At 57.1% G+C, this 11,917-nt stretch carries 12 protein-coding genes; 10 read left to right on the forward strand and 2 right to left on the reverse strand.

Annotated features, from left to right (window positions below; translation table 11 throughout):
• Window positions 1–353 precede the first annotated feature (353 nt).
• From CDV44_RS04320 to CDV44_RS04355, 8 genes are all read left to right on the forward strand, one after another.
• Window positions 354–950, forward strand: coding sequence for a tail assembly protein (locus CDV44_RS04320; protein ID WP_087687221.1), 597 nt, complete (start codon window positions 354–356; stop codon window positions 948–950).
• 70 nt (window positions 951–1,020) lie between these two features.
• Complete coding sequence (locus tag CDV44_RS04325) at window positions 1,021–4,182, forward strand: host specificity protein J (protein ID WP_087686816.1); 3,162 nt, start codon at window positions 1,021–1,023, stop codon at window positions 4,180–4,182.
• Window positions 4,183–4,223: 41 nt separating this feature from the next.
• Entirely contained in the window at window positions 4,224–4,484 is a 261-nt protein-coding gene (locus tag CDV44_RS04330) for a hypothetical protein (protein ID WP_141118671.1), read from the forward strand.
• Window positions 4,484–5,242: a hypothetical protein gene (locus tag CDV44_RS04335; RefSeq protein ID WP_087686818.1), complete on the forward strand. Its 759-nt coding sequence runs from the start codon at window positions 4,484–4,486 to the stop codon at window positions 5,240–5,242. The genes CDV44_RS04330 and CDV44_RS04335 overlap by 1 nt, the downstream gene beginning before the upstream one ends.
• A 68-nt stretch (window positions 5,243–5,310) precedes the next feature.
• Window positions 5,311–5,652, forward strand: a complete 342-nt coding sequence (locus CDV44_RS04340; protein WP_087686819.1) for a holin — start codon at window positions 5,311–5,313, stop codon at window positions 5,650–5,652.
• Window positions 5,649–5,936 carry a holin gene (locus tag CDV44_RS04345; protein ID WP_087686820.1) on the forward strand — a complete coding sequence of 96 codons (288 nt, stop codon included), beginning with the start codon at window positions 5,649–5,651 and terminating at the stop codon, window positions 5,934–5,936. Before CDV44_RS04340 ends, CDV44_RS04345 begins: the two co-directional genes overlap by 4 nt.
• A complete protein-coding gene (locus CDV44_RS04350) occupies window positions 5,923–6,399 on the forward strand; it encodes a glycoside hydrolase family protein (RefSeq protein WP_087686821.1) in 477 nt (158 codons plus the stop codon). The genes CDV44_RS04345 and CDV44_RS04350 overlap by 14 nt, the downstream gene beginning before the upstream one ends.
• Entirely contained in the window at window positions 6,396–6,935 is a 540-nt protein-coding gene (locus CDV44_RS04355) for a DUF2514 family protein (protein WP_087686822.1), read from the forward strand. The genes CDV44_RS04350 and CDV44_RS04355 overlap by 4 nt, the downstream gene beginning before the upstream one ends.
• Window positions 6,936–8,109: 1,174 nt before the next feature.
• On the opposite strand, the gene CDV44_RS04360 is transcribed toward CDV44_RS04355, so the two are convergent.
• Window positions 8,110–9,003: a LysR family transcriptional regulator gene (locus CDV44_RS04360; RefSeq protein WP_087686823.1), complete on the reverse strand. Its 894-nt coding sequence runs from the start codon at window positions 9,001–9,003 to the stop codon at window positions 8,110–8,112.
• A gap of 139 nt (window positions 9,004–9,142) precedes the next feature.
• On the opposite strand from CDV44_RS04360, the gene CDV44_RS04365 reads away from it, so the two are divergent.
• The gene (locus CDV44_RS04365) at window positions 9,143–9,640 is read left to right on the forward strand and encodes a cupin domain-containing protein (RefSeq protein ID WP_087686824.1); all 498 of its coding nucleotides are present in this window, start codon (window positions 9,143–9,145) and stop codon (window positions 9,638–9,640) included.
• Between the two features lie 421 nt (window positions 9,641–10,061).
• A complete protein-coding gene (locus CDV44_RS27730) occupies window positions 10,062–10,274 on the forward strand; it encodes a hypothetical protein (RefSeq protein ID WP_140413383.1) in 213 nt (70 codons plus the stop codon).
• 644 nt (window positions 10,275–10,918) lie between these two features.
• Here the strand turns inward: CDV44_RS27730 and CDV44_RS04375 are convergent.
• Complete coding sequence (locus CDV44_RS04375) at window positions 10,919–11,845, reverse strand: LysR family transcriptional regulator (protein WP_087686826.1); 927 nt, start codon at window positions 11,843–11,845, stop codon at window positions 10,919–10,921.
• Window positions 11,846–11,917: the final 72 nt, after the last annotated feature.

Raw genomic sequence — 11,917 nt, forward strand, 5'->3', positions numbered from 1 at the left:
TGCACGAGCATTCAAGACGTCAAGCAGAGGTCGCCGGAATTCGCATCTGCATCCAGCAAGAAGCCGTCGAATGTGGGCGGTTGCGTAGCCTCGCAATGGCGCACGAGCGATATAGATTTTCGATACTCCCCGCTGGGCGAGGGAGTCGAGATAGCGGTTGGAGATCCTGGTTACTACTACGCAGTTTTTGAAGCAACGCCAGATGGCAACGGATCAAAGGTGTCTTTCTACAGCCGTTCGTGGTTTGGCAATGAAAAGATGCTCAAGGGCGTAAAGGCGTGTGTATAGCTTGGGCCGAACCTCACCTCTCTGAAACCAACCCCGCCTCTGCGGGGTTTTTTACATCTATCGCGATGATCGAAAAATTGAGGACGATTCGCCTATACGGAGGTATGGGGGCTCGATATGGACGCGTGCATAGGTTCGCTGTTTCCAGCGCCACCGAGGCGATTCGCGCGATGTGTGTGCAATTCAAAGGCTTTGAGAAGGAACTTCTCGAAAGCCGTCGAAAGGGTGTTGCGTATGCGGTGTTTATTGGACGACGGAACATCGGCCAGTGCGAATTGGCGCTGCCCCCCGGCAAGGACGATATTCGTATTGCACCGATCCTGCGAGGCTCGAAGCGTGGTGGACTGTTCCAGGTAGTGTTGGGGGCGGCGCTGATTGCCGCATCGTTTATCCCGGGCCTGAACGCAGTTGCGTGGTCTGGCGCGTCCGCGTTTCTCGGAATGACTGGCGCTTCGTTGGCGCTCGGCGGTGTTGTTCAATTACTGTCGCCGCAACAGTCCGGCTTGTCCGTAAAAGACAGTCCCGACAACGGCGCAAGTTACAACTTCAATGGACCGGTGAACACCCAGGCGCAAGGTAACCCTGTGGGTGTTTTGTACGGAGAGATGACGGTCGGAAGTGCGGTCATCTCCGCAGGCATTTTCGCCGAAGATCAATCGTAGAGTAGATCCACAACCTCGAATCCAAAGCCCCGCAATCGTGGGGCTTTTTTTATTGTCCAGCGAAAAGCGAATGAGCAAGTTGATCGTAGGCTACGGCGGTGGCGGCAAAGGTGGTGGCGACAGTCGCTCTCCCGTGGAAAGCCCCGATAGCCTTCATTCCATTGCCTACGCGAAGGTACTAGATGCAATCTCGGAGGGCGAGGTTGTCGGGCTCAGGAATGGCCTTCAGAGCGTATTCCTTGATGGCACGCCGATCGTAAACGCCGACGGCACAGCGAACTTCCAGAACGTCAGCGTCGATGTGCGCACTGGAACTCAGGACCAGCCCTATATCCCGGGCTTTCCGTCCGTCGAAAGCGAGTCCTCCGTTGGCGTAACGCTTACGTCGGCCGCGCCTTGGGTGCGTGCAGTTACCAACACTCAGCTTTCGGCGGTGCGCATCACGTTCGCGCTGCCGGCGCTTTCGCAAGCCAATACGAGCAACGGGGACATCACAGGATATCGAATCGAGTACGCGATTGATCTGGCCATTAATGGCGCAGGTTTTCAGCAGGTACTTTCGTCTGCGTTCGATGGCAAGACCACATCCCCTTACGAGCGCAGTCACCGAATCGAGTTGCCCGCTGCCACAACCGGCTGGACGGTGCGCGTGCGTCGCCTTACCGCCAACGCCAATAGCTCGACGGTTGCTGATACGACGAACATCGAGAGTTTCACGGAGATCGTTGACGCGAAACTCCGGTATCCAAACACTGCGATCGTAGGGATTCAGGTCGACGCGCGACAGTTCAAGAGCGTCCCGACTCGATCGTACCGGATGCGTGGTCGAATCATTCGAGTTCCATCGAACTACGATCCCGTGTCTCGTGCTTACGTCGGGAACTGGGATGGAACGTTCAAATCAGCGTGGACGGACAATCCGGCGTGGGTCTTCTATGACCTTGTGCTACATCCACGGTATGGCCTTGGCCACCGCGTAAATTCGGCGCAGGTAGACAAGTGGTCGCTATACCAGATCGCGCAGTACTGCGACGAGTTGGTCGATGACGGAAGTGGCGGGCGAGAGCCGAGATTTACCTGCAACTGCTATCTCCAGTCGCGTGCCGACGCCTATAAGGTGTTGCAGGATCTCGCGACTATCTTTCGAGGGATGGCCTACTGGGCGAACGGCAACGTCGTGGCAGTCGCCGACATGCCAGGAGATCCCGTCTACAGCTTCACCAACGCAAATGTCGCGGCAGGGAAGTTCAAGTATGCAGGGTCAAGCTGGAAGGCGCGAAAGACCGTAGCGCTTGTGACGTGGAACGATCCGGGCGACTTCTACAAAGCGAAGATCGAGTATGTCGAGGATCAGGAAGGCATCGCGCGATATGGCGTGCAACAGACCGAGACTACGGCATTCGGCTGCACGAGCCAGGGGCAGGCCCAACGAGTCGGCCACTGGACCCTTCTAACGAGTCGTCTTGAGACGGAGTCACTGTCGTTTTCTGTTGGCCTTGATGAGGCGCTGATTTCACCGGGGAGCGTGGTGAGCGTCGCTGACGCGTCGCGCGCTGGGAGGCGTATTGGCGGTCGAGTGAAATCGGCTTCGGGCGTGACTGTGATTCTTGATAAGGTCGACCAGATCGCACAAGGCGATGCATTGACTGTCATCTTGCCGAGTGGAAAGCGCCAGACGCGTACGGTGCAGGAGGTTTCTGGCGACTCGGTGCGTGTCAACCCAAACTGGACTGAGCCGGTCCAGTCGCAAGCAATTTGGGTTGTCGAAAGTGCTGCGTTGAAAACCCAGTTGTTCCGCGTGCTCACCGTGTCGCAGGGCGACGGGCTGATGTGGGATGTCTCAGCGATTCAGCACAACCCTGATAAGTATGATGCGATCGACAGCGGCACGCGACTTCAACAAAGACCGATTACTGTCATCCCCCCATCGGTACAGCCGCCACCCAAGGACGTCACCTGGGATTCGTACTCGGTCATTTCGCAGGGCATTGCGTCGACGACAGGTGTCATCAAGTGGACGCCTGGAGATAAGTCTGTCGCGTCAGAGGTCGAATGGCGACGCGACAACGGCGAGTGGGTCAAGGCAGGCCGCACCGGTTCGCAAAGCCTCGAAGTACCGAACCTCTACGCTGGCAGGTTCGTCGCGCGGGTGACTGCGGTTAACGCTCTTGACGTGCCATCGATCCCGGCATATTCGCCAGAGACGGTGTTGGCCGGCAAGACGTCGCCGCCTCCGGTGGTAACGCGCTTTGTTGCAACCGGCATAGTGTTTGGGATCCGCCTCGATTGGGGATTTCCGACGGGGCCGCTTGATGTGGAGCGAACCGAGATCTGGTACAGCCAGACAAACGACCGCGCGAGCGCGATCAAGCTCGCCGATTTTGCATTCCCCCAGAACACTCACACGATGATGGGCCTTGCTGCGGGCACCACGTTCTTCTTCTGGGCGAGGCTCGTGGACAAGTCAAAGAACATCGGTGCGTGGTATCCGCTCGGCAACGGTGTTGTGGGCCAAGCGAGTGCGAACGCTGATGACATCCTCGACTATCTGAAAGGCAAGATCGGTGACACGGAGCTTGCGCAGGACCTGCTCGACACCATCGCAACGATTCAGCCGCCGTTTGCAGGTAGCGAGGAGGATTACGCCGGCTCGATAAACATCTATGCGGGCATCGTGTCGGTGCAGTCACTCATTCAGGACGGTGACAGGGCAGTCGCACAGCAGGTCACTACGCTTCAGGCGACTGTGGGCGAGAACACAGCGCTGGTCCAGACGAATGCGCAGGCTGTCGCAACGCTGGACGGGAAGGTCTCCGCCTCCTATCAAATGAAGGTGGGCGTGACCTCGGGCGGCAAGTATTACGGCGCGGGCATCGGCATTGGCGTGAGCAATGAAACGGGGCCGGTGCAGTCGCAAATACTCTTCCTCGCCGACCGGTTTGCGTTTCTCAACACCGCCAACGACCAAGTCAATACGCCGTTTGTGATCCAGAACGGTCAGACGTTCATCAGTCAGGCATTCATCGGCAATGGCTGGATCACCAACGCAATGATCGGTGACTACATCCAGTCGAACAACTACCTGGAGGGGGTCTCGGGGTGGCGGCTTGATAAGGCGGGAAGTCTCTACATGAACGGCGTCAATGGTGGCGGGCGTGTCGTGCTGTCGCCGAATGGGCTCTACGTGTACGACGAGAACAACGTATTGCGCGTGAAGTTGGGGAAACTCTGATGCTGGCCGGTCTTGAAATCTATGGGCCTTCAGGTGAGTCAGTGTTGCAACTGTCCTCCAGAGTGGGCCGCGTTCTCGGCTCGGTGTACATCAACGGTACGTCGGGGAGTCTCAAACACGACGCACTTGCCACAGGCGAGGCTTTCGCATCGTTCCACTTGCAGCAGCTCTTCTATGACGTCAGGTCGTTCCGCCGTTTTCCGCGCATCACGATCTCAGGCAATACGCTTTCGTGGTACTACCCGGAGCCGCAGGGAAATCAGGTAACGATGGCCGGCTACATCACTTACGGAGTGCGCTAGTGGCATATGGCTTTGTCGCAGTGAACGACGGTGGCGTGCTTCAGATCGATGGAACTTACACGAACTATTCGTTGGCTTCCAAGGGGACAGTGACCCTGTCGGAACAGTCCTTGTATCTAGGGGCCTCGGGCGCCGGCGACGTGTATGGGACATGTTATGTCGCGGATGTGACCTATTCGGCGCCCGATCCGTTGTTTGTGTTGGAGAACACAAGTGGAGTGCCGGTGGTTGTCATCTCGACGGCCAATGTAGGGCCGAACACATGGCAAACCCGGTTGATGTCGCTGGGGGCCGTGACCGTTGGATTCTTCGTCTTCTCATCGAGCGTGGTCGTCGCGGGATCTGGCTATGGCCTCATCGTTTATGACGGCGCGGGGCGGCCAGTGGCGAGTTCCAACATGAAATACCCGCTGATCCGTCAGGTGGTATCAGGCAACGTAATTGGCGCTGGTCCTGATTACGGCCAGTACAACTATGCGGCGGCGACGAGTTTCTCAGCGTTGTTCTCGCCGGGTGGTGGTCGAATCGGGGTTGGGGCTATTCGGACTCCCTCGACTCAATTCAACGGCAGCGTGCTCTCGGGTGCGTGGCGCGGCAACATCGGCTTCGGCGGATGGATGACCGGCAACGGTGTAGCGACCTTCTCGACCTTCAACTGGCGGTTCGGGCCGAGCTCGCCGAATCCGCCAAGTTTCCAGTACGACTATCAGTCCGCGCTCGACTACGGCGGAATTCTGATCGACGTAAGCAATCTGTAATCGCCAGCCACCCTCGGGTGGCTTTTTTATTTCCAGAGGGGCGCGGGGGCGCTCAAAGGGACGAACGAATGGCAGAACCAACATCGGGTGCCGTAGCGGCCGTGCTGGCCGTGGTGGTGAAGGTGTTACCGGGGGCGGTGGGGTCGTTGATCGCGCTGCGCTTCATCGGTGAAGGGCTGACACGAAAGCAGAAGGCGATGTCGTTCGCGGCCGGCGCGGCGATGTCCTACTACCTCAGCCCGCTGGTCGTGGTGTATTTCGCGATCACGGATGCCGGCGCACAGCAGGCGCTTGGGTTTTTGATGGGGCTGTTCGGCCTAGCGCTGGCGAAAGAGGTGTTCAAGGAAATCAACAATGCCGACCTGATCGGGGCTCTCAAGCGGCGTCTTTCTGGAGGGCTGGAAAAATGATTTCGTTCTTGGTGTGGCTTTTCATCACGGCGAACATCGTCGTGCTCGCCGCCTGCATCTGGGTGACGCTCAGCGACGCTATGTCTACGGGCCTGTGGGGCACAACTGGCTTTGCACTGATCGGTCTGTCGGCGGCCATCAACTTGTTCAAGCCGATATGGGCGCGGGAGGCCATCGACGGGCCCGAGATCCTGATGTTGGTCGGAATGGCTGTTGTAGGGATCTGGATGATGGTTCGCAAAGCCTACTGGCAGAGCAAAGGAGGGCAGGATGGCACGCATTGACCCAACAACGGCAGGCGGCCAAAACGTCTGCGCTTTCCTCGACATGCTCGCGTGGTCGGAATTCACGTCACGCATTGCAGGCTCGGATGACGGGTACAACGTTTTGGTTGGCGGCGGCATATTCCCAAGCTACGCCGACCATCCGCGCAAATCAGTGTGGATCAAGCGTTTCAATGTCTGGTCGACGGCCGCGGGCCGGTACCAACTGCTATCGCGGTACTTCGACGTGTACAAGAAGCAACTGAGCTTGCCCGACTTCTCTCCGGTCAGCCAGGACAAAATCGCTATCCAGCAGATTCGCGAGCGGGGTGCATTGCCTGACATCAAGGCTGGGCAAATCGAATCGGCGATCTCAAAGTGCCGCAACATCTGGGCCAGCCTACCCGGGGCCGGATACGGGCAAGTTGAGCACGCGATTGAGCCACTGATTCAGCAATACGTGAAGGCAGGAGGTGCCCTGTGAGTTGGATCGACCCACGCCTATGGGGCGCGCTTCTTCTGGCCATCGTCGTAGGCGTGGCCGGGGGTTACTGGAAAGGCCACCATGACGCCCACCAGTCGGCCACCGTCGCCAGTCAAGCCAAGCAGATCAAAGACCTGACCGACGAACGAGACGAATACCGTCAGCGGGTGGAAACCCAATCTGGAGTAATTGACGATGCGAAAAAAGCTGCTGACAGGGCAACGGCTGATGCTGCTGCCAATGCTTCTGACGCTGCTGGGCTGCGAAGGCAACTTGCGAACTACACCGCCAGCGTCCGACATTCCACCGCTGTCTGCGCAAGCGCGCCAGCCGGCGACCCCATCGGAGTGCTTGCCGACGTGCTCAGCCGCGCTGATGAACGAGCGGGGAAACTGGCGCAATTCGCTGACGCTGCCCACATCGCAGGCCTTGCCTGCGAGCGCAGCTACGATGCGTTAAGGCCGGATCGAAACAACGGCGCTTCCAACGCAATGGCGTCTCAAAATGTCGAAACTATGAAGGCTCCCATTCCGTAGGGTTCCGAGCGGAATGTGACGGTAACTTCCTGCCCACAAATATTGAAGGTCTTAGGCTTTTCGGAATCTAATAGGACTCCATGAAGCTCAAGCTTGGGAGCCTTCATATCAACTGTCGCGTACCAGACATTATTTCGCCGATCAATCTGCCTATCATCTAGCTGGAGGAACTTGATTCGAAGGTCCCCGGCTTTCACAATTTGACCGATGGAGAGGGGCTCCGTAACGATATCTTCGAACTTGCATGACTGCGCGACGCTAAGCATTGGGTACAGGACGCTCGATGCGAATACGATAGCGACTGCGATCCGATGTGATTGGTTTTTCGTTAGTATCGAGTTCATATCTGTCCCGTGTTCTTGGGGCGACTAAGTTCGGATCGGCTTGTCACAACGCCGGAAATCTTCCGCTCTCTTGCCACTGGCTTAGCTAGCGCAAACTTGTATGCCGGGTTCCTGAGCGATGTTATCGGGAGCACTTAGCCCACCAATTGCTGAAGCCGGCGCATTTGTCACCGCCGTTGTTATCGCTACAGGAGATATCGGATGTCCCCCCCGGCTGTACGTTGGTGCCTGAGACGCCGTCGTCTCCACGACTCAAATGCATTGTTCGCTGAGCGTGAACGGTGATCGCCCGATTACAGGAGTTTCTAAACGTGAGCACGTATCTAACACCATAGCTAACTGGCTTGGAGGTGTTCTCGACGAGCGAGATACACGCGACACCCCGTTCATCGGTTGGTATGCAGGCTTTTCCTTGCGCATGCACTGAAAATGCAGCGAAGAGGAGCAGAGCCGCGCACAGCGCTTTTGTCGACGGTGAGTTCATGTTGTTTCTGCTTTCGATGAGGGGCGTTGCCATCAGCATAGAGGGACCCCGGCGAGCCGGATATCCATCAAATGAAGGAAGTTAATTCGCGAGTTGGGCGCGAGCGGCTTTGGCGTTGACCGATCGTCATCGGCCTTCGGAGTGGAATGCTCTTCCCACCACTTTTCAGAGTCGTACCCATGCACACGCTTACCCGGCAATCCAATCAATTGCCGAGATGATTCAGCGTTCGAAGACCGGTCATTCGAGCGAGTGCCAATCCTCCCAACCACTGGTTGGTCCATTGAGCATCGCGATGCACCGTCGGCGAACATTCTGCGCTTGCTTGCCCAGCGCAGCGAGGTTGTCACATAGTCCGACGGAGGAAGTCGCGCATGAAGTCAATGAACTTGCGGACTTTCGCGGGGACATGTGCCGTGTTCGGAAAGACAGCGTACGCCCCTTGGTACGGGAGTGAATAATTCGGCACAAGTCGAATCAGGAGTTCATCACGCAAATCGTTTTCCAGAAGCCAGTCGGGAAGGATTGCGGCACCGCATCCTGCGAGCACCAGTGTTAGCGCGGCATTCGCCGTATCCACTTCTAGGGCACCTTTGAAATGAGGCGTTTGCATCGTCTTGCCAGTTCGAAGCTCGGTCCACGTGAGCGCCGACGTGAATCGCGCATGCTCGATCCACTCAAGTCGTGCCAGATCGTCTGGCGTTGTGATCTCGGGCTTGCCGACAAGGTACGCGCGCGTGGCCACTGGTACCGTAGAGAACTTCTGTAGGGGCGTGGCACGCAAGGTTGAATCTCGCAGCGTGCCCAGGCGGACAGCAACATCGAATCTCTGAGCGATGAGATCAGCTTGATGCTGTAGCGTTGAATATTCGATTCTCAGCTCGGGATGTATCGCGCTGAACTCGGCAATTGCGACAAGCACATAATTCAAGCCGTACTCTGCCGTCGAAGTAACCCGTAGGGTTCCCTTCAGAGTTTCCTGCCCGTCTCGGGCTTGCTGAATCGCCAGTTCGGCTTCGCCGATCAGACGAACGCAGTCACGATGAAACCGCTCACCCACTTCGGTCAAGGCGAGGCGACGTGTTGTTCTGGTAACTAATGAAACCCCGAGTTCGGCTTCGAGACGCTTCAGGTCCGCGCTGACCATCGCTTTCGTTACACCAAGAATCTGGGCCGCGCGAGTGAAAGATCCGGCATCGATGAGTGCGACAAAACTCGCAAAACGATTGAAATTGACCATGAAATGCGCTTTGTCACTGTCAAATAAGATTTGACAGTGTATCTCTTTGAGGGGCGATTTCGCTTTTATACGGTACCCCTATAATTCGCCGGGTCAGCAGTTGCTATCACATCAACCCATTACCCGTCCGAGGTCCCGTATGAGTCATCGCATTGTCAATCTTGACGCAGTAGAGTTGCATCCGCTTCCGTCCGAACACGCCCCGACCGGCGACGCTGCGACCCGTTTCGCGCCACGCATCGGCATGGTGGGGCGGCAGTTGGGTGCACTCAAGCTCGGGTACAACGTCATCGCATTGGCACCAGGTATGCGGGCATTCCCTTTTCACAGTCATCGAGTGAATGAAGAAATGTTCTTGGTATTGAGTGGGCGGGGAGAAGTGCGAATCGGTGATGCATGTCATCCGATCCGTACAGGAGATGTGATTGCGTGCCCGGCCGGGAATTCCTCGACCGCGCACCAAGTTGTAAATTCAAGCAACGAGGAGCTGCGATACCTTGCGGTCAGCACGCAACAATCGCCGGAGATTTGCGAATATCCGGATTCAGGCAAATACTCGGCAATGGCTGATGGTCCTGACGGATTTCGTGCACTTGGCTTGAACTCGACAAACACGGGCTACTGGGACGGAGAGTGATTTCGGTAGAAACCTGACCGTAGGCGCGTGAAGATTGTTAGCAATTGGCATGGATTTGAGACTGATTGCTTTCTGGCTGGTAAGCGACATTGAGGCGCGCGACGCACGCGTAAGTCTTCTCAATAAATTCTCGCGTCACGAATGCGGCTATTAGCTATCATTCTTGCGGCGGCGCGTTCTGCGCTACCGCTCACTCGGTATGCGTAAAGTGGCTTGAGCGCTCACACACGAGCGCTTATCGCTTGCCCTTCGGCTTTCCCACCAATCGCCGGCGGCCCCCGTTGTCTGTGATTCCGTCATCGTGCAGCCTTTCGGGGATTATCGACTTTGGCGCGCTGCCGTACCGACAGCCCCCTTCCTTGGCGTCAACCTTGCGTCATCGGCACCTGCACTTCGTTGGCGCTGACTCTTGGAGAGTGGCATGAACAAGTCGAGTAAGTGGCCTGATAAGGCTGATGAGATTGACGCGCGCCCACAAATACATCGAACGAAACGGCCCGAAAAGCGAACAACGGATGACGCTGACGAAAAGGACGTGAGCGAATCTGGAAATACTGAGGAGCGTGGCCAAGGAGGAAAAGAGCCCACGCCGCGCGGCCACAAGCATCTCAAGCAACGCGGCGACGTACTTTGACAAAGAACAACAGCGGTTGCAGGCGTCCCTCAGGGAGGATGTCATGACTTACAGCACGTTGTTGATTTTTTCGCTCGGACTGATCATGTTGTGGTCGCTGGCACTTTAGTAGCCGGGCGCGCACGGGGGATATCGGTACCCATATCCCTGCCTCGCCAGTCGAAAGGATGACGAACACAGGCGAAAAAAAGCCGCTCAGGGAGCGGCTATCAAATAGGGTTGTCCGACCAACTCGAACGATGGGGAGCATCTCACGGGTTCAGACTCGAATCGTGGCCTGCGGCGTCAGGTGTTGCAGCATGCTCACTCCTGATGACTCCGCTAAAGCGTGGAGACAAAAGAAAAGCCCACTAGGGAAGCAGTGGGCCCGAAGCGTTCCGCCGAGGGGCTGAGCGCCTGTCTAATATTCCGCCCACGACTGCCAGCAAACCCGCATGGGGCTGTGCCTAATCGTTGAGCATTTTGTTAGACGCTGAATTATCGAAACCTTTGCCGGCGTTGTTGTTTCAAGGATTTTCCGGTCTGATTTGGGATCAGAGGGTCGTAGGTTCGAATCCTATCGCTCCGACCAGCAGGATTGAAGGTGAAGGGGTTAGCTTCGGCTAACCCCTTTTGTTTTTGTGCGAGCGAATGCCCTCGCCCCATCACTCCACCCCCATATGCCCGCGATCATTGATTTCGCGGATGAGTGAGCGCAGCGCGCTGACGATACGTTCGGTCAAGCCCTCGGGCGGACGGCGTTTCGCCCACACCAGTCCCACATCCATCGACGGCACGCTCGTGCTCAGATCCCGCCGCAAGATTCGTCCGCCGTCGATCGACCACGGGCGATACACCAGATCCGACAGGATCGACACGCCATAGCCCTGTGCCACCAGACTGCGAATCGACTCGATAGACCGCGTGCGGAAATGCACCACCGGTTCGACATGCGCCGCATGCCAATAGCGCTCGACCGTCTGCACGTGTTCGTCCATATCCAGCAGTAAAAACCGCTGACCGCGCACGTCATCGAGCGTGACGCTCGCCTTGTCGAGCAACGGGTGCCCGGGGCTCGTCCAAAGCCGGCGCGTGGAGCGCAACATCGTCTGCAACACCAGCCCATCGGCCACCACGTTGGACACCAGCAGCAGTGCCAGATCGATGTCGCCTGCGAGCACTGCCGCTTCCACCGCTTCGCGGTCGCCTTCGATCAGCGTGAGTTCGACATTCGGAAACCGCTTGGACAACATGCTCGCCACCGACGGCAACAAATACGCCGAAATCGTCTCGGTGACCGCAAGCCGCAGGCGCCCGCCAGCATCGTCGGGCAAGGTGCGCGCTTCGTGAAGGGCATCGTCGGTGGCGTTCAGAATGCGATACGCGTGTCGTAGAAACCGCTCTCCTGCCTCGGTCGGCCGCAACCCCTTCGCATGCCGGACGAACAACTGCGCCCCCACGATCACTTCCAGATTCTGCAACGCAATCGTCAGCGACGACTGCGATGCACTGCACCGTTCGGCAGCCCGCATCACTTGCCCAGTCTCGGCCACAGCCACGAAATATTCGATCTGACGAAGGGTTGGCTTCATTTAAAAAATCAATATTGCAAAGTATATTTTTTATATTAGTAATAAAAAAGGCCGCTGTATAGCATCGGAATA

This window comes from Pandoraea sp. PE-S2R-1 (assembly GCF_002179865.1).
Classification (GTDB): domain Bacteria; phylum Pseudomonadota; class Gammaproteobacteria; order Burkholderiales; family Burkholderiaceae; genus Pandoraea.